The 18,063-nt window shown below is 71.6% G+C and carries 17 protein-coding genes and 1 pseudogene; 11 read left to right on the forward strand and 7 right to left on the reverse strand.

What is annotated here, in order from left to right; translation table 11 throughout:
* Positions 1-378 precede the first annotated feature (378 nt).
* The 6 genes and pseudogenes from ACFZBB_RS06055 to ACFZBB_RS06080 all read left to right on the forward strand — a co-directional run bounded on the left by ACFZBB_RS06055 (position 379) and on the right by ACFZBB_RS06080 (position 7,838).
* Entirely contained in the window at positions 379-1,734 is a 1,356-nt protein-coding gene (locus tag ACFZBB_RS06055) for a M20/M25/M40 family metallo-hydrolase (protein ID WP_391118253.1), read from the forward strand.
* A 218-nt stretch (positions 1,735-1,952) separates the two neighbouring features.
* A pseudogene (locus tag ACFZBB_RS06060) lies at positions 1,953-2,241 on the forward strand (YfcC family protein); the annotation flags it as partial.
* Positions 2,242-2,412: 171 nt separating this feature from the next.
* On the forward strand, positions 2,413-3,453 hold the full coding sequence (locus ACFZBB_RS06065; RefSeq protein ID WP_391118255.1) for an alpha/beta fold hydrolase: 1,041 nt from the start codon (positions 2,413-2,415) through the stop codon (positions 3,451-3,453).
* 123 nt (positions 3,454-3,576) lie between these two features.
* The gene (locus tag ACFZBB_RS06070) at positions 3,577-4,068 is read left to right on the forward strand and encodes a DUF5709 domain-containing protein (protein ID WP_391118257.1); all 492 of its coding nucleotides are present in this window, start codon (positions 3,577-3,579) and stop codon (positions 4,066-4,068) included.
* A gap of 246 nt (positions 4,069-4,314) precedes the next feature.
* Positions 4,315-6,492, forward strand: a complete 2,178-nt coding sequence (gene glgX / locus ACFZBB_RS06075; RefSeq protein ID WP_391118259.1) for a glycogen debranching protein GlgX — start codon at positions 4,315-4,317, stop codon at positions 6,490-6,492.
* Positions 6,493-6,719: 227 nt separating this feature from the next.
* Positions 6,720-7,838, forward strand: coding sequence for a P1 family peptidase (locus tag ACFZBB_RS06080; RefSeq protein WP_391118261.1), 1,119 nt, complete (start codon positions 6,720-6,722; stop codon positions 7,836-7,838).
* A 90-nt stretch (positions 7,839-7,928) separates the two neighbouring features.
* Here the strand turns inward: ACFZBB_RS06080 and ACFZBB_RS06085 are convergent, their stop codons facing one another.
* Positions 7,929-9,212, reverse strand: a complete 1,284-nt coding sequence (locus tag ACFZBB_RS06085; RefSeq protein ID WP_391118263.1) for a glycosyltransferase — start codon at positions 9,210-9,212, stop codon at positions 7,929-7,931.
* Between the two features lie 321 nt (positions 9,213-9,533).
* On the opposite strand from ACFZBB_RS06085, the gene ACFZBB_RS06090 reads away from it, so the two are divergent.
* Together ACFZBB_RS06090 and ACFZBB_RS06095 are read left to right on the forward strand one after the other, a co-directional pair.
* Positions 9,534-9,809 (forward strand): GlsB/YeaQ/YmgE family stress response membrane protein, encoded by a 276-nt coding sequence (locus tag ACFZBB_RS06090; RefSeq protein WP_391049864.1) that lies wholly within the window; start codon positions 9,534-9,536, stop codon positions 9,807-9,809.
* Positions 9,810-10,121: 312 nt separating this feature from the next.
* Positions 10,122-11,207 carry a substrate-binding domain-containing protein gene (locus ACFZBB_RS06095; protein ID WP_391118265.1) on the forward strand — a complete coding sequence of 362 codons (1,086 nt, stop codon included), beginning with the start codon at positions 10,122-10,124 and terminating at the stop codon, positions 11,205-11,207.
* Between the two features lie 126 nt (positions 11,208-11,333).
* Here ACFZBB_RS06095 and ACFZBB_RS06100 read toward each other — a convergent pair whose 3' ends face one another.
* On the reverse strand, positions 11,334-11,729 hold the full coding sequence (locus ACFZBB_RS06100) for a YkvA family protein (protein WP_355348990.1): 396 nt from the start codon (positions 11,727-11,729) through the stop codon (positions 11,334-11,336).
* 344 nt (positions 11,730-12,073) lie between these two features.
* Between ACFZBB_RS06100 and ACFZBB_RS06105 the strand changes: the two genes are divergently transcribed.
* Entirely contained in the window at positions 12,074-12,373 is a 300-nt protein-coding gene (locus ACFZBB_RS06105) for a WhiB family transcriptional regulator (protein WP_391118267.1), read from the forward strand.
* Here ACFZBB_RS06105 and ACFZBB_RS06110 read toward each other — a convergent pair.
* From ACFZBB_RS06110 to ACFZBB_RS06120, 3 genes are all read right to left on the reverse strand, one after another.
* Positions 12,354-14,225 (reverse strand): RecQ family ATP-dependent DNA helicase, encoded by a 1,872-nt coding sequence (locus ACFZBB_RS06110; protein ID WP_391118269.1) that lies wholly within the window; start codon positions 14,223-14,225, stop codon positions 12,354-12,356. The two genes, ACFZBB_RS06105 and ACFZBB_RS06110, sit on opposite strands and share 20 nt — an antisense overlap.
* A gap of 228 nt (positions 14,226-14,453) precedes the next feature.
* Positions 14,454-14,720, reverse strand: a complete 267-nt coding sequence (locus ACFZBB_RS06115) for a GlsB/YeaQ/YmgE family stress response membrane protein (protein WP_391118271.1) — start codon at positions 14,718-14,720, stop codon at positions 14,454-14,456.
* Between the two features lie 319 nt (positions 14,721-15,039).
* Entirely contained in the window at positions 15,040-15,387 is a 348-nt protein-coding gene (locus ACFZBB_RS06120) for a chaplin family protein (protein WP_391118273.1), read from the reverse strand.
* Positions 15,388-15,722: 335 nt separating this feature from the next.
* Between ACFZBB_RS06120 and ACFZBB_RS06125 the strand changes: the two genes are divergently transcribed.
* Positions 15,723-15,914, forward strand: coding sequence for a DUF4236 domain-containing protein (locus tag ACFZBB_RS06125; protein WP_188283018.1), 192 nt, complete (start codon positions 15,723-15,725; stop codon positions 15,912-15,914).
* A 41-nt stretch (positions 15,915-15,955) separates the two neighbouring features.
* Here the strand turns inward: ACFZBB_RS06125 and ACFZBB_RS06130 are convergent, their stop codons facing one another.
* Positions 15,956-16,333, reverse strand: a complete 378-nt coding sequence (locus ACFZBB_RS06130; protein WP_391118275.1) for an MmcQ/YjbR family DNA-binding protein — start codon at positions 16,331-16,333, stop codon at positions 15,956-15,958.
* A 201-nt stretch (positions 16,334-16,534) separates the two neighbouring features.
* Between ACFZBB_RS06130 and ACFZBB_RS06135 the strand changes: the two genes are divergently transcribed.
* Positions 16,535-16,945 (forward strand): SsgA family sporulation/cell division regulator, encoded by a 411-nt coding sequence (locus ACFZBB_RS06135; protein WP_391118277.1) that lies wholly within the window; start codon positions 16,535-16,537, stop codon positions 16,943-16,945.
* A gap of 14 nt (positions 16,946-16,959) precedes the next feature.
* On the opposite strand, the gene ACFZBB_RS06140 is transcribed toward ACFZBB_RS06135, so the two are convergent.
* Positions 16,960-17,982: a DUF6745 domain-containing protein gene (locus tag ACFZBB_RS06140; protein ID WP_391118505.1), complete on the reverse strand. Its 1,023-nt coding sequence runs from the start codon at positions 17,980-17,982 to the stop codon at positions 16,960-16,962.
* Positions 17,983-18,063 lie beyond the last annotated feature (81 nt).

Below are 18,063 nucleotides of genomic sequence, written 5' to 3' on the forward strand. Positions count from 1 at the left end.
CCCTGTCCGGGACCGGGCGGAACGGGTCACGCCGCGCTCGACCGCGCGGCACGGCAACTCCGGTTGAAGCGTGGGCACTTCACCGTTTCTCACGTTGCAATTCCACATTGAGACAGCGTTGTCATGCACAGTCAACCCCTTGGGTCACCCGCGTCTCACGGCAACCGTCCGCCGCGGCCACCGTGGCCCGTCCGGCCCATTAACGGCTGCGCGTCACCCGGACAGTCGACAGAGTGCTCGAAAGGGCCGTCATGGCCCTGACCGCACCGGGGATTTCGGACGGCGGGGCGCGTCGGACCACGGAGCGATCGCACGACAGCGTGACCGCGCCACGGAGCGGTCGGAAGACAGAGAACTCGGGATGAGGAGCACGCCGGTATGGATCTCGCCGCCACCGTCGACAGTCTGATGGAACAGCTCACCGCCGACCTGGTGCGGCTCGCCGAGATTCCCTCGATCGCCTTCCCGGGCTACTCCGCCGCAGAGGTGAACCGGGCGCACGACCTGCTGGTCGAGCTCCTGAGGGACGCCGGGGTCGAGCACATCGAGCGGATCGACCTGCCCGACACCTCACCGGTCATCTACGCCGAGATCCCGCCGCCGACCCCCGACGCGCCGACCGTACTGCTCTACGGGCACTACGACGTCCAGCCGTCCGGCGACGAGTCGGCCTGGCGGTCGTCGCCCTTCGAGCCCACGCCCATCGAGGGCGGCCTGCGGGCCCGCGGCATCGCCGACGACAAGTCGAACGTCATGGCCCACCTCGGCGTCCTGCGCGCGTACGGCGGCCGGCCGCCGACCGGCATCAAGATCGTGCTGGAGGGTCAGGAGGAGTACGGCAGCGCCTTCGAGGACTACCCGGCGACCGACCCCGAGCGCTTCGCCTGCGACGCCATGGTCATCGCCGACATGGGCAATCTGCGGCCCGGCACCCCCACCTTGACCACCGGTCTGCGCGGAGTCGCCGAGGTCGTCGTGGAGGTGCGGACGCTCGCCGAGGCCCGGCACAGCGGAGAATTCGGCGGCGCCGCGCCCGACGCGCTGCTGGCCCTCATCCAGGCGCTCGCCTCGCTGCACGACGCGGCCGGTGACGTCACGGTCGAAGGGCTGCGCCGCGAGCCGTGGGACGGGGCCTCGTACACCGAGGAGGAGTTCCGTAAGCTGGCGACCGTACCCGACGGCACACCGCTGATCGGCACCGGCAGCCTCGGTGAGCGGCTGTGGAGCGGCCCTGCCGTCACCGTGATCGGCATGGACACCCCCGCCGTGGACGGCGCCGCGTCGGCCGTGGTGCCGTACGCGCGCGCCAAGCTCAACCTGCGCGTGCACCCCTTGCAGGACCCGAAGGAGGCCACCGACGCGCTGGTCAGGCACCTGCGCGAGCACCGGCCCTTCGGCATCGAGCTGACCGTGACCCCCAGCGACGCGGGCCCCGGCTTCGAACCGGCCACCGACGGCCCCGCCTACCGCGCCGCCCGCACCGCGCTGCGCGAGGGCTGGGGCGAGGAGGCCCGGTTCGCCGCCAGCGGCGGCTCCATCCCGCTGGTCAACGGCCTCGCCAAGGCCGTACCCCAGGCGGAGGTGCTGCTCTTCGGAGCCCAGGACAGCATGTGCAATCTGCACGCCCCCAATGAGCGGGTGCTCTTCTCCGAGCTGCGCGGCGCCGTCATCGCGGAGGCGGCCTTCCTGCGGGAGTACGCGGCGGACTTCCGCGCGGCGGGCGGTGCGCGGTGAGCGGTGATACGGCGCCGGGCGCCGACGCGGCGGACGCCAACGGAACCACCGCGTACCGGGAGACCGGGACGGCGGGGACCACGGCCGGGGACTCCGCCGGAGGCTCCGGCGCCGGCACCACGGGCGACGGCGACCCGGGCCAACAGCCGCCCAAGAAGCACGAATTAACCTTCCCCAGCGCCCTGACCATCCTCGCCCTGGTCACCCTCGCGGTGTGGGCGCTGGCCTTCCTCATCCCGTCCACCTCGGGGCACGCCACCCTCGCCGTGCCGATCCTGGCCCCGCTGGCCGACTTCGCCGGGGTCTCGCGATCGGTCGTCGTCACCGCCTGGGCAGCCGGCCGGCGGCTGGATGAACCTCTGGGTGCCGACCACCGCCGTCACCATCGGTGGTGTGGCCCTGGCCAAGGTCCGCTACGACCAGTACCTGCGCTTCATCTGGCCGCTGCTGGCCATCCTCTTTGTCATGATCTGCGGCTTCGTCGCCGTCGGCGCGGTCGTCACCTGACGCCCGGCGGGACGCCGTTTTGCCGGAACGGCAACGGAATTGGCCTGCGCTCCGGCCGCGCCCGCACACTCGCGGCAACGGCTCACGGCGTGCCGGGTCTCCCGGCCCGTGTACGACGTACGCCGCAGGTCAGACCGCCGCGAGCGCGGCCCGAAGCTCCGGGAGGAAGCAATGGCGCAGCCCACCCGTCCACAGCCGACCCGTCCGCATCCCGCGGCCACCGAGGACCCCGCGGCCGCCGCGCGGCACCGGCTGGTCGAGGTGCCCGGCGGCCGGATCCATCTGGTCGAGCAGGGCGCGGGACCGCTGGTCCTGCTCGTGCACGGCTTCCCCGAGTCCTGGTACTCCTGGCGGCACCAGCTCCCGGCCCTCGCCGCCGCGGGCTACCGCGCCGTCGCCGTCGACGTGCGCGGCTACGGCCGCTCGTCGAAGCCCGCGGAGCCCGAGGCGTACCGCATGCTCCAGCTCGTCGCCGACAACGTGGCGGTCGTCCGCGCCCTCGGCGAGCGGACCGCGACGGTCGTCGGCCACGACTGGGGCTCACCCGTCGCCGCCAACTCGGCGCTGCTGCGGCCGGACGTCTTCAGCGCAGTCGGCCTGCTCAGCGTGCCCTACGCGCCGCGCGGCGGCCCCCGGCCCACCGAGGCGTTCGGCGCGATCGGCGGCGACGAGGAGTTCTACGTCAGCTACTTCCAGGAGCCCGGACGGGCCGAGGCGGAGATCGAACAGGACGTGCGCGGCTGGCTCGCGGGCTTTTACGCGGCGCTCTCGGCCGACACGATGCCGGCGGCGGGGGAGAGCGACCCGCACTTCGTACCGCCCGCCGCCAAGCTCTCCGACCGCTTCCCCACCGGACGGCTGCCCGGCTGGCTGACCGAGCGGGACCTGGATTTCTACGCGGGCGAGTTCGAGCGGACCGGACTGACCGGGGCGCTCAACCGCTACCGCAACGTCGACCGCGACTGGGCGGACCTCGCGCCCTGGGACGGCGCGCCGATCCGGCAGCCCTCGCTGTTCATCGGCGGCGACCTCGACGCCTCCACCACATGGATGGCCGGCGCCATCGACGCGTATCCGAGCACACTGCCCGGACTGGTCTCCTCGCACATCCTCAAGGGCTGCGGGCACTGGATCCAGCAGGAGCGCGCCGAGGAGGTCAGCGGCCTGCTGACCGACTGGCTGGCCGCGCTGCCCGCACCGCGCGAGGATTGAGGGGTACGCCGCACGGCCGCGGTGGGATGTCCACCGTTTCCGCCGCCGCACCACGGGCAGGCGACCGTCCGTGATGCCACCACCGGCATCGCGAATCCGCCGACCGACCAGGAAGAGGACACGATGTCCGACCGCATGACGGACGACGGCATGGGGGACGACGTCTACCAGCCGGACGGGAGCGAGATCCAGGAGGACGCGGGCCCGCTGGAGCCCGAGGACACCCTGGTCGACCGGGGCGTCGAGGACGTCCTGGACGAGGGGTACTCGCCGCCCGAGCGGCCCTTGGCCGTCGAGCAGAACGGCACCACGGCCGAGGAGCAGCACGACGGCGACTCACTCGACCAGCGGCTGGCCAGGGAGCGCCCCGACTCCCCGCAGTTCCCCGACGGGGACGGCCTCGGCGACGCCACCGACACCGACGGGGAACTGCTCGACCCCGAGGCGGGCGACCTGCGCGCGGGCCGGCTGACCAGCCCGGAGCAGTGGGTGGACAGCCCGGTCCAGGACGGCGTGGCCGACGACGTCGGCATCGACGGCGGCGCCGCCTCGGCGGAGGAGGCCGCCGTGCACCTCCTGGACGACCCGGAGGCCCTGCCCGGCGACGACGCCTGAAATCCCCCGGCGCCTGAATCCCGACGCCTCCCCCCTCGACACCCGAACCCTCGCGACACCCCGAGCCCGACGCGGCTCGCGACAGCGACCTCCGGCCACCGCCGGAGGTCGCTGTCGTACGGTCCGCGACCGGTCCGCACGGGCCTTCTCCGACCGTTCACTTCACGAACCCATGGCCTGAGATCAACGGGGTATGAGTGGGAGGACGTCGGATCGTCGCTCACGCAGGGTCGAGAGGGTCAGTGAATGCAGCAGTGGAACGGTCGTCCCTATCCGCTCGGAGCCACGTACGACGGCTCGGGCACCAACTTCGCCCTGTTCTCCGAGGTGGCGGAGAAGGTCGAGCTGTGCCTCGTCGATGACGCGGGACGGGAACAGCGCCTCACGCTGACCGAAGTGGACGGATTCGTCCGGCACGCGTATCTGCCCGGCGTCGGCCCCGGCCAGCGTTACGGCTACCGCGTGCACGGCCCGTACCGGCCGGACGAGGGGCATCGCTGCAATCCGGCGAAGTTGCTGCTCGACCCCTACGCCACGGCCGTGGACGGCCAGGTCGACGGTGACGAGTCGGCGTTCGGCCACCGCTTCCACGCGCCCGAAGAGCAGAACACGATGGACAGCCTCGGCCACGCCATGCTGTCGGTGGTGACCGATCCGTCCTTCGACTGGGGGGACGACCGCGCGCCGGGTCACTCGTACCACGAGTCGGTGATCTACGAGGCGCACGTGAAGGGTCTGACGATGACCCACCCCGGCCTGCCGGAGCGAATACGCGGCACCTACGCGGGAGTCGGGCACCCGGCGGTCATCGAGCACCTGAAGGAACTGGGGGTGACGGCAATTGAGTTGATGCCGGTGCACCAGTTCGCGCAGGACGGCCATCTGCGCGACCGTGGCCTGTCGAACTACTGGGGCTACAACACCATCGGCTTCTTCGCGCCGCACAACGCGTACGCGTCGAGCGGGGTACGCGGCCAACAGGTCACGGAATTCAAGGAGATGGTGAAGGCCCTGCACAAGGCGGGCATCGAGGTGATCCTCGACGTGGTCTACAACCACACCGCCGAAGGCAACCACATGGGGCCGACGCTCTCCTTCCGCGGCATCGACAACGCCTCGTACTACCGGCTGGTGGACGACGACCCGCGGCACTACTTCGACACCACCGGCACCGGCAACAGCCTGCTCATGCGGCATCCGCACGTCCTCCAGCTCATCATGGACAGCCTGCGCTACTGGGTGACCGAGATGCACGTGGACGGCTTCCGCTTCGACCTCGCGGCCACGCTGGCCCGGCAGTTCCACGAGGTGGACCGGCTCTCGTCCTTCTTCGACCTCGTGCAACAGGACCCGGTGGTCAGCCGCGTCAAACTGATCGCCGAGCCGTGGGACCTGGGCGAGGGCGGCTACCAGGTGGGCAACTTCCCATCCCTGTGGAGCGAGTGGAACGGCGAATACCGCGACACCGTCAGGGACTTCTGGCGCGGCGAGGACGGCACGCTGCCCGCTCTCGCCTCCCGGCTCACCGGCTCCTCCGACCTCTACGAGGACGACAACCGCCGCCCGCGCGCCGGGATCAACTTCATCACCTGCCACGACGGCTTCACGCTGCGCGACCTGGTCTCGTACAACGACAAGCACAATGAGGCCAACGGCGAGGACGGCAACGACGGCGAGAGTCACAACCGTTCGTGGAACTGCGGAGCCGAGGGCGAGACCGACGACCCCGGCGTGCTCGCGCTGCGCGCCAGACAGCAGCGCAATCTGCTGACGACGTTGCTGGTCTCGCAGGGCGTGCCGATGATCGCGCACGGCGACGAGATGGGCCGCACCCAGCGCGGCAACAACAACGTCTACTGCCAGGACAACGAAACCGCCTGGGTGAACTGGACGTTGGACGCCGAGCAGCGCGAACTGTTCGACTTCACGAGGCGGTTGATCAAGCTGCGCGCGGAGCACCCGGTGCTGCGCCGCCGCCGGTTCTTCCGCGGCGACACCGGGGGATCGGCCGTCGCGGACGCCGTGTGGTTCCGGCCGGACGGCGGTGAGATGTGCGAGGAGAACTGGCACCGCGGCGACGCGCGCGCCGTGGCCCTGCTGCTGAACGGCGATGCCATCACCGAGTCCGATCCGCAGGGCGGCCGGATCTCCGACACGTCCTTCCTGATCCTGTTGAACAGCCACTACGAACCGCTCGACTTCGTGATCCCCGAGCGCGAGTACGGCGGCCTGTGGCAGGTCGCCGTGGACACCGCGGCCGAGGCCGACGGCACCGACGAGTCCGAGGTGAAGGCCGGCGGCCGGATCCGGGTCCAGGACCGGGGCATGATCGTGCTGATCGCCGTACAGCGGCCCACGGGCGGTCGCCTGCGGCGCGCCATCAAGGCGTCCCGGCTGCCGAGACGGCGAGGAGCGCGCACCTGACGCCGAGGCGGCAGTGACCGTTGATTTCACTCTTCGGTCAACTTGTTGCGTAAAAAACATTGAAGTTTACGTCGTTCTTCTGATGGGATACCCCTTGCTCCGGCGCGCCCTGACACGCGCCGGAGCACACCGCCGTTCGGCCGCGGTCTCGTACGGTGAGGGGGCGGGCCGCGAGTACGCGGATGGCGGCAGGCCCGCGTGATCGTGGCTACCTCACGGAGGACGACATGAGTGGCAGCGCACGGCCGGGTCCCGGCAACGGCCTCACCGACGTCGAGGGAGTGCGCGTCGGGCACGCCCAGCGGACCGGCGACGGCTGGCTCACCGGGACGACGGTGGTGCTGGCCCCCGAGGGCGGCGCGGTCACCGCGGTTGACGTACGCGGCGGCGGCCCCGGCACCCGCGAGACCGACGCCCTCGACCCGCGCAATCTCGTGCCGTACATCGACGCCGTGGTGCTCACCGGAGGCAGCGCCTTCGGGCTCGACGCGGCGGGCGGCGTGGTCGGCTGGCTGGAGGAGCGGGGCCGGGGCTTCCGGGTCGGCGGCCCCGGCCAGGTGGTGCCGGTGGTTCCCGCCGCCGCGCTGTTCGACCTCGGCCGCGGCGGCTCGTGGACGGCGCGACCGGGAGCGGAGACGGGCCTGGCGGCCGTACGCGCCGCGGCGGCGACCCCGGAGGGTGCGCCGGTGCCGCAGGGCTGCGTCGGCGCGGGTACGGGCGCGGTGGCTGGCGGCCTCAAGGGCGGGGTGGGGACGGCCAGCACGGTCCTGGAGTCCGGCGTGACGGTGGCCGCGCTCGCGGTGCTCAACGCGGCCGGTTCCGTGGTCGACCCGGACACGGGCGCGCTCTGGGGCGCGAGGCCGGGCCCTGCCGCCGCGGAATTCGCCCCGTACGGCCCGCCCGTCGCGGCCGACGCCCTGGAGCGGGCCCGACGCCGTATGGCCGCCGCTGCCGCCGAGAACGCCGAGCGGCGGACCCACCCGCTCAACACCACGCTGGCCGTGGTCGCGACGGACGCCGTCCTCACCCGAGCCCAGGCGCAGAAGCTGGCGGGCACCGCGCACGACGGACTCGCCCGCGCCGTCCGCCCCGCCCACTCCCTGTCCGACGGCGACACCGTCTTCGCCATGGCGACCGGCCGCCGCCCCCTCGTCCCGCCGGGGACGGCCGACGCCGCCGACCCCGCCTTCGGCGTGCACATCGAGGCGGGCGCGCTGAACGCCGTCCTTGAGGCGGGTGCCGACGCGCTCACCCGGGCCCTCCTGCACGCCGTCCTCGCCGCCGAGACGGTGGACGGACCGGGCGGCCTCTTCCCGTCATACCTGGACGCGTACTACGGCGCCTGACGGCTTCGGTACGGCTTCGGCGCGGCGCGGGGGAGCGGTGGGGCTCCCGCCGCGCCGTACCGCGTACTCCGGTTTGCCGTCCTGGCGGGCTCAGGCGCCGTACGGGGCCCCCGCGCGGGTCCTGGTCCTGGTCCTGCGACGGGCCGGGCGGACCGCGCGCACCGCGTCCTGGTGCACCCGCTCGATGAGCGCGCCGTAAGCGGTCACCATGCGGGTCTGGCTGAAGCGCTCGCGGCTGCGGGCCAGCGCCGGGGCGAAGTCGGCGGCCAGCGCCGCCGCCCGCGACCAGGCCGCGGCGATCGGCTCGGCCTCCGCCGGGGTGAGGAAGCCGTGCCCGGCGACCAGCTCCGCGCAGTCCCCGACATCGGTGGCCACCGGCACCGCGCCGCACATCATGCCCTCGATGAGGCACAGCGGCGCCGCCTCACCCGACGACGACGTCAGCGAGACCACGTCCGCGGCGGCGTACACCGTCTCCATGTCGTGCCGCACGCCCAGCAGCGACAGCCGCCGCAGCAGGCCGGGAGCGTCGCCGAAGGCGGCCGTGATGTCCGCCGTCAGCTCCGGGTTCTCCGCGGTCATCCCGGCGCCGCACATCAGGACGTGCGCGCCCGGGTCCCGCCCGAGTTGGATCCTGGCCGCCCGCAGGAACAGCGGCACGTTCTTCATCTCCGCGTAGCGGGCCGCGAAGACCGTGACGGGCGCGTCCGCCGCGATGCCGAGCGAGGACCGCATCGCGGCCCTGCGGACCGCGTCGGGCCGGAACCGCAGCAGATCGACGCCGTTGGGGATGACGTGCATCAGCTCGGCAGGGATGCCCGCGGCCACGTACGCGGCCCTGGTCGACTCCGCGCAGCAGACGCAGGCCCGCACCCGGCCCGCCGCCACCGCGGCGCGCAGCGCGTCCAGCGCGGGGCCCTGATTCTCCGGATCGGACCTGTGCAGGCACACCACCACCGGCCGGTACGGCAGCCCGGCCTGGTTGAGCAGCGCGAGCGGCTGTTCCTTGAGCGAGAGGAGTACGTCGGCCGCCGCCGTCGCCCTGGCGGTGGCCGCGAGCTCCGCCCGGCTGAACACGCCGCCGCCGCTCTCGTGGCCGCCCTCACGGCTGCCCTCCTCGGCGTCCGCCCGCCCTTCGCCGCCGAAACGGTCGCGCAGGGCCGACACCGGTACACCCGCCGCCGTGAGCGCCCGGTAGCAGGCGTCCTCGGACATCGGCTGCCTGGTCGCCTCGCGGTGCATCTCACCCTCGATGCTCAGCACCGTGTGCCGCTGCGCGCCGCCGCTGAGACCGCGCACGACGTCGCTGTGCAGAATCCTCGCACCGCCGGAAAAGAAGCCCTCGTAGATCGACAGCACACGCAGTTCGTTCATGACGCGCACCCATCGCAGGTCCCGCTCTGCGGGAAATCGACAAACCTGGTTGACCAGCGGATTAGCCGCGATGGGACCACCTAAAACTTGCGCGCGTGTGAATTCCAGATTTCACGGAGTGACGCTTTCTGTAACGTGCGGTGCGGATATGGAAATATGCACACCGGGGGGCGCCCGGCGGGCCGGGCGATAACCGTGCCGTATTCCACGCGGCCGGGCCGGACGGTGTGCCCCGACTCCGGTGCCCCCGCCCGGTGTTGACCCCCGCGGGCGGCGCGTGATCGTGTGTGTGACCCTCGGATCACAGGGCAGACGGCCCCTATGGGAATCATCAGTTGGGTCATCCTCGGTCTGCTCGCCGGGGCCGTCGCGAAGATTCTGCTGCCCGGTCGCGATCCGGGCGGCCTGATCGGAACCACCCTGATCGGCGTCGCAGGGGCGTTCGTCGGCGGCTGGCTGTCCGCCAAAATCCTCGACAAGCCGGTACAGCACCACTTCTTCGACGCCGCCACCTGGGGCGCGGCGATCGGCGGGGCGCTCGTGCTGCTCATCCTCTACCGCATCTTCTTCGGCGACTCGCGGGACGCGAGGCGCTGACCGCAGGTCACCCGGGCGCACGGCCGGAGGGCGGCACCCCCGTGGTGGGGGTGCCGCCCTCCGGCCGTGCGCCCCAGACCTGTCGTGAGCGGTATGACACGTATCCGGCCCGTGAAAGCGCATTGCCCCGAACGCCCGACTTCGGATTCACATGTTGTAGGCGTTGCCTCATGAGGCGACGACAGGAGAGCCCAATATCGATTCAATGAATCGATCCGATGTTTACTTCTTGACGTACGGAGCGTCACGAGAGTTGACTCGCCTGCACCCGGGTCGCGGTGTTGCGGCCCAGTCAGGGAGGGGCAACCGCGCATGAAGGCAATGACGCGACGGCTCATCGTCGGAACCGCCGCCGTTTCGCTCGCGCTCACCACCTTGGCCGCCTGCGGCAAAACCAATGACAAGTCGTCAGGCGGCGGCAAGGACAAGACGATCGGTCTGCTGCTCCCGGACACCACGACCACCCGGTACGCCAAATTCGACCGTCCCCTGATCGAGGCCAAGATCAAGGAACTGTGCTCGGACTGCAAGGTCAGCTACGACAACGCCTCGGCCGACCCGACGAAGCAGGCGCAGCAGGTCAGCAGCATGATCGCCAAGGGCGTCAAGGTTCTCATCCTGGACGCGCAGGACTCGGTCGGCATCCAGTCCTCGGTGCAGGCCGCGGTCGACAAGGGCATCAAGGTCGTCGCGTACGACCGCCTCGCGCAGGGTCCTGTGTCCGCCTACGTCTCCTACGACAACGAGAAGGTCGGCGAGTTGCAGGGGCAGGCGCTACTGGACGCCATGGGTCCCAAGGCCCTTCCCACCTCGAAGATCGTGATGATCGACGGCGACCCGGCCGACCCGAACGCCGCCGCCTTCAAGGAAGGCGCGCACAAGATCCTCGACGGCAAGGTGAACATCGCCTACGAGCAGTCGGGTCTGTGGAAGGACACCGTCGCCAACCAGAAGGTCACCGCGGCGATCACCCAGCTCGGCAAAGCCGCTATCGCCGGTGTCTACTCCGCCAACGACGCCATGGCGGGCGGTATCGCCACCGCCCTCAAGGGCGCGGGCATCAACCCGCCACTCACCGGTCAGGACGCCGAACTCACCGCGATCCAGCGGATTCTGGCGGGCACTCAGACCAGCACCGTCTACAAGGCGTACAAGCCGGAGGCGGACGCCACCGCGCAGATCGCGATCGACCTGCTGAACGGCAAGGACGTCAAGTCCGTGGCCGACGGCACCGCCAAGAGCGGTTCCGGCCAGGATGTCCCGGCGAAGCTGCTGGACGCCATATCGGTGACCAAGGAGAACATCAAGGACACGGTCATCAAGGACGGTCTCTACACCACCGCACAGATCTGCACCGCCGAATTCGCCCAGGCGTGCAAGGACGCTGGCATTCAGTAGGAGACGCTTCGAGCGGGACGCGCATCCAACGGATGACGCGTCCGGCGAGAAACGTCCGCAGTGGTTTCGACCGGCCGGGTCAGGGGCGCGTACCGCGTACGCCGTATCCCTCGGCCCGGCCGGTGGTCACACCGCCGAACCCTTCGGGGGCAGCGCGCCGCCGCGCGGACCGTCGGATTCCCAGCTCACGAAGCGCCCCGACTCGCGGACCAGACCGGTCATGAACCACAGCACCACCGCCGAGTCGTCCGTCCACCCGAGAACCGGGATGACGTCCGGGATCGCGTCCAGCGGCGAGACCACGTAGATCGCCGCCAGGACCGTGAAGGCCAACAGCTTGGCGCGCGACAGGCCCGGATAGCGGCGGTGCAGTACCGCGCTGACCAGACGCGGTGTCGCCACCAGCCGCCGGAACAGGCCCGGTTCGCCCGGGCGGCGCGTCTCGCGGTACAGGCCCCACGCGGAGCGGCCGGTGCGCAGCGGCACGGGCGCCCTGCTCGGCTTGCGGTCGCTTCTGGCCATGGCGGCGGCTCCTTCGGCGTACGGACGGACATGGGATACGGGCGAGGTCGAGTGGAGACCTGACGGTTTCCGGTTGGGCGGAGACCTCACGGCCTCCGGTTGGGCGGAGACCTCACGGCCTCACTGTCACCGCCTACCCCCGATCCGGCCGTGCGTGACGCCGCCACGCCCGACGGGCGGCGTCCGAGAGTGAATCGGGTGATCGGGTTGTCGGATGTCCGTAAGGCTTCGGGCGCCGCCCTCACAAACTCCTCACGTTGAGCGCCCACCGCCGGGGCAGGCGAGTACCCATGGGCCCGGTACGTGGGCCCGACAATCCGCACCCGACGAAAGGCGGTGTCTCCGTGAGCTGGCAACACCAGGCCGCATGCCGCACCGAGGACCCCGAACTCTTCTTCCCCGTGGGCAACGCCGGACCGGCCAAACTCCAGGTGCAGAAGGCCCAACGGGTCTGCGCGGACTGCCCGGTCAGGGAGACCTGTCTGAGCTACGCCCTCGACATGGGCGAAAGCCTCGGCGTGTGGGGCGGCACCAGCGAGGAGGAACGCCGCACCCTGAAACGTCGGAGGTCTCGGCAGCAGGCCGCGGTGGCCCGTACGTCGGCGGGCACCGCGGAGCCGCATGTCACGCACCGCGCCCCTTGACCGGCCTCAGCAGATCCCGCTCCAGGACGACGGACAGCGACAGGGTCCGGTATCCGGCGGATTCGAAGAGCACGGTGACCGTGTCGTCCGCGACGCCCATCACCTCGCCCTGACCCCACTTGTCGTGCAGAACCCGGGCGCCGGGCGCGTACCGGCCGTGCGAAGCGGCCGTGCCCCCGGCGTCCGGCCGTCCGCGGTCGCGGCGCCAGGCACGTGCCCGGCTCGCGCCCTGCGCGGCTGCCGCGGCTGACTCCCGACCGCCGGAACCGGATTCCGCGTCCTGGCGGGAGGCGCCCCGCGAGCCCGTACCGCGCAGAACACCCGCGTGACGGTCCCTTCCGGAGGCCGGGGCGCCGGGTCCGGCCGCCGAACCGCACGTGTCGCAGTTGCCGCAGCCTCCGGGGAGCGCTTCGCCGAAGTATCCCAGCAGGAACGCCCGCCGACAGCCGTCGGTCTCCGCGAAGCCGCGCATCATGTCCACGCGGGACTGCTCCAACTGCCGGTGGCTGTCGGCGGTTTCCAGCGCCCGCTCCACCGCGGCCTTGCGCGCCGCGGCCGTCGCGCACTCCAGCGTCAGCGACACCTTCCCGTCCGCCGCCGTACGGACCGCGCCCGCCTGCCCCAGCAGATTGAGGACACCCGTCAACCGGCTCGCCGTCAGGCCGGTGTCGCCGCGCAACGCCGTCACGGAGACCGCGGCGGGCTCCTTGGCCGACTTCTTCCCGGCGGACTTGCCTGTTGTTTGCCCGGCGAGCCGTTCCGTGACCAGTGTGAGGGCGTCGGCGTCCGGGCGGCCGGAGGAGAAGAACCGCCGCAGCCCCAAGTCCTGTGGCCGGTAGGCCATGTACGCCCGTGCCGGTTCCCCGTCGCGGCCCGCGCGGCCGATCTCCTGGTAGTACGCGTCGAGCGATCCCGGCACCGAGGCGTGCACCACGAACCGCACATCGGGCTTGTCTATGCCCATGCCGAACGCCGAGGTGGCCACGACGACCGCCAACTCCCCGCGCTGGAAACGGTCCTGGACGGACGACCGCTCCGCGGCGCGCAACCCCGCGTGGTACGCGGCGGCGGACACCCCCGCCTCCCGCAACTCCTCGGCGTACGACTCGGATTCGCGCCGGGTCGCCGTATAGACGATGCCGGAGCCGGTCTCGGCGCCGACGCGGTCGAGGACCGCGCGCCGCTTGGCCTTCTCCTCCTGGAAGTAGCCGACCGCCAGGTGGATGTTGGGCCGGTCGAACCCGGCGATCACCTCCTGGGCGCCGCGCATGCCCAGCAGTTGAAGGATCTCCGCGCGGACCGGCGCCGCCGCGCTCGCGGTGAGCGCCAGGACCGGCGGGCGGCCGATCCGTTCGCGCACGGCGCCCAACCGCAGGTATTCAGGGCGGAAGTCGTGGCCCCAGGAGGAGACGCAGTGCGCCTCGTCCACCACGAACAGCGCGGGACGGGCCTGCTTCAGCCGCAGGATGACGTCCTCCCTGGCCAGCTGCTCGGGCGCGAGGAAGATGAAATCCAGGTCGCCGCTCTCCACCCTGTCCCAGGTCTGCGCGTTCTCCGCGTCGCGGTGCGTGGAGTTGACCGATGCCGCGCCCGGTCCTTCGCGCTTGAGCAGCCCCTCGACCTGGTCCCGCTGGAGGGCGATCAGCGGGGACACCACGACCGTCGGCCCCTTCAGCAGGACGCCCGGCACCTGGTAGACCGCCGACTTCCCGGCACCGGTCGGCATCACGACGATGACGTCCTTGTGCCGCATCACCGCCTTCATCGCCTCCAGTTGCGGCGGACGCAGGCTCGGCCAGCCGAACACGTCACGTGCGCAGCGCCGTAGCCGACGGGCGGTCGATCCGAACATGCTGCTCCCTGCGGTCGTGGTGCTTGAGGCGGTCGGTCGATGAAGGTCGGGTGTTGAAGGGGGAGGGCGCCGGGGCGGTGTCGTGGGTGCGGGTGACCGTCTGCGGCGCGATCGGGCAGACGGAAGGCGCCCTTCCCGGGGTCGGGTTCCATGCGGAACTCCTCAAGGAAAGGCGCCTGCGTTCATACCATCCGGGTGCCGGGTGCGGCCGGGATCAGGACTCATGGATCACCGACGGCGCGGGCTCGACCTGTCGAGAGCGGCGATACCGACAGCGGCCAGACCGATCTGGATGAGCCACTCGATCCAGTCGACTCCGCTGGTGTCGTCCACGTTGAGACCGTGGGCGATGGCGGCTCCGATGAAGGCCGCCACGATGCCGATCAGAATGGTCCAGATGACGCCGATGTGCTGACGGCCGGGGACCACGAGCCGACCGAGCACGCCAATGATAATGCCGATGATGATGGCACTGATGATGCCGGAGATCTCCATGACGTCCCTTCTTGTCGTACGTGGCCACCCACGTGCGTTCACGGGGGTCGTCTGCCCTTGAAGGACACGAACACGCACTCGACCCCGGGCGAGGGGGAGTTGGGCCGAAAGGGGCGCTTCGCGCGGCCCGGTCCGAGGGGTTCGGGCCCGCGGCCTCCCGGCGTGAAGCGTTCTGGCGTGCGGTGTTCCGGCATGGAGCGTCCCGGCATGGAGCGTTCCGGCATGGAGCGTTCCGGCATGGAGCGTCCCGGCATGGAGCGTCCCGGCCGCCGGCCCTTGCGGGCGGCGGCCGGGACGGGGTGCTCAGGAAGCGGTCCGACTACTTGCAGTCGTCCTTGGCCTCGGGGTGCCAGACGTGACCCTCGTGGCCCCAGTGGCCCATGCCGTCGTGGTTCGCGCCGTCCCAGTCGGCGCTCTCGCGGTGACCGCCGCCGTTGTAGCAGGTATTGCCGAAGGCGGGGTTCAGCGCGCCGATCAGGTTGATCGAGTTGCCGCAGGCGTTGATCGGCACGTCGATCGGGACCTGGATCAGGTTGCCCGACAGGACGCCGGGCGAGCCGATGGCCGCGCCGGTGGCGTCGGCGTCGGCGGCGGCGACGCCGCCACCGGCCAGCATGATCCCGCCGACGAGCGCGGCCAGAACGGCGCCGTTGCGCATGAGCTTCATGGGTACTCCCTTGGTGCTGGTGGTCTGCACTGAGCCCACCGGCATGCGGAGTGTGATCATCCGCCTTGCCGGTGTCCGCACTCAGAGTTCGCCACCCGTCGTCGGCTCGGTCGCTGCCGCGCCCGCAAGTCACTCGTCCGGACGGCAGCGAACACCGCTCCCCGGGTGAGCCCGCGGCCCGACTGCGCCGGACGGCTCTGCCGAACCCCTCGGCCCGGTGCCTCGGCCGTATCGAACGGTCGGAACGCGGGCGGACGGCGACGGTTCAGGAGTCGGCGGGGTGAGGCGGTGTCAGCTGGGCAGACGAGCCGACAGGCCAACCACCGGAGGGCATCATGCCGCTGACGTTCCGTAAGTCGTTCCACATATTTCCCGGCGTACGTATCAACGTGAACCGGAAGTCGCTGTCCCTCACGCTCGGACGCAGGGGCGGCGCGCATCGCACATGGTCGACCACGGGACGGCGGACGACCTCCGCGGACCTGCCGGGCCCCTTCGGCTACCGGCACACCGACCGGCGCAAGTGACCCGCGCGGGCGACCCGCCCCGCCCTTCTCGGAGACCCGTCTCAGAGACCGGAATCCCGCACGAGGGCTCGCGGCGCCTGGCAACGCCAGGCGCCGACGAGCAGCTCCCGCAGCTCGTCCTCGGCGACGGCCTTGAGCCGTACGAGCACGGCGGGGAATCCGTTGTAATGCGGCTCGGTGAAGAACTTCGCCGGGTCGGCGGCGAGGAGCGCCTCCTTCTCCTCCTGGCCCGCGACCCGGACGGCCACCACGTCGGTCCGCGGTACGCGGGCCTGCTTCGGGTCGGTCCGCTCCAGCCACACCCAGGCGAATTTCTTGTGCCTGCCGCCGTTCGGCACCGACACGGACATCCCGTCGTCCGCCGCCACCGCCTCCGGCAGGGTCAACGCGATCCGGCGCACATCGTGATGATCAGCCATCTCCGCATCCTCCATGGAATGCGGGTGCCCGCGCCCGTGGTGGCCATGCCCCGCCGGGAAATCCGCCGGGCGGCGTACCGGCGGCCGGTATGTGAGCGGCATGTGATCCGCGGGCGGGGGCACACGGAGCCTCAGAGGTCGAGGGCCTGTCCGGTAGTACCGCCACCGGCCGCGTCCCGTCGTTCAGCGAAAAGAGACTCGATGCCCGACTCCTGCTGCCACGCGGTGACGGCGTCGATGCCGCTGCCCAGCGGCCACCGGCTGCGGATTCCGGCGTGGATGGCCTACGACCCGCAGGACTGCCTGGCCGTGCGGATGACCTTCGGCCTCGGCGGCCCCGAGACCGCCACCTGGATCTTCGCCTGGGACCTGCTGGCCAGGGGTCTGACCGGAGCCGTCGGCCTCGGCGACGTCCGGGTCACGCCCTCGGCCGGAACCGGCTCCCGGCTGCTGATCCGCCTCGGCCGCCCCGGCGAGGACGCCCGCGTCGAACTGGACGTCGCCCCCGTACGCCGCTTCGTCTCCTTCGCCCAGGAGCGCGCCCCGCTCGACACCCGGACCGTCCGGTCAGCCCTGGACGCCGAGCTCTCCCGCATCGTCGAGCGCGCCTAGCACGTGTCGCCCCGTCAGGTCTGGCGCAGCGGCACGTAGGTGTCGGCGGTCAGGCCGAAGGTCCAGGCCACGCCCTCCTTCGCCGTCCTGGTGCCGGGCGGCACCCGCAGCCAGTACGTACGGCTCGTGCCGTCCGGCTCCGGCGTGGAGTTGACGACCTCGACCATCGTCACGTCCTCGTCGCCGGTCAGCGCGATCCGCCAGAGGACGCCGGTCTCGTCCCGGTGCACGGGGACCGCGCCGGACTCGGTCAGATAGCGGTCGTAGCCGTAGTGCTCCAGCATGACGCGGCGCAGCTCCGCGTTCTCCTCGCCGCGTATCCGCTCCGGAGTGAGGGTGCCCAACTCACGCAGGAACTCGGCGGGGACCGGCATACCGCGCCAGGCGTGCAGCGCGAAGCCGTCCGGGAAGGCGAGCGCGGGACCGTCGGCCCGGTCGAGGCGGCCCGCCTCGTCGCGGTGCAGCTCGGCGGGGCGCTCGCAGACGATCGCGACCCGCTCGTACGGCCACCACCAGCCCGCCGAGCGGGCGACCGCCGCCAGCCCGTCCAGCGGGGAGCCCTCCTGCGTGTCGAACGCGCACAGCCAGGCCGCCTCGTGCTGACCGAGGACCGCGTCGAGCAGCAGCAGCCGGATCTCCGGCTCCTCCTTCCGCCCCCGTGCCAACTCCTCGACCACACCGGCCCTGATCCGGCCCGCCAGCGCCTGCGTCCCCTCCCACAGCCGCGCCCCGGTCGCGTTCCACCGCTCGCTCCAGCCCGCGGGACCGAGCGCCGCGTGCAGCCGGGCCCGCTCCGCGGCCCACGGCCGTCCGCGCACCTCGTCCCGCACGCTGTAGCCCTTGCCGCGCGTCCCCTGAAGCGCGGCCTCCGCGCGCAGCATCGCCACGGCCGCGCGCGGGGACCCCGCCCAACGGATGCGCTCCGGTTCCGCGAGCCCCGCGCGCCGGTACGCCAGCCGCACCCCCGCCTCGGCCGCCGCGCGGTCCGCGGACCCGGTGGCCACTGCGGCCTGCCTCCACTGCTCGACGGTCGACATGCCGTCCCCTCCCATGAGTTCTGCTCCCTGCCCTCGACGTACTGTCCTGCCGTGCCCGCGCGCCCGGACCCCGGGCGCCGC

Origin of the sequence: Streptomyces sp. NPDC008139, assembly GCF_042957025.1 — a bacterium.
Taxonomy (GTDB): Bacteria; Actinomycetota; Actinomycetes; order Streptomycetales; family Streptomycetaceae; genus Actinacidiphila.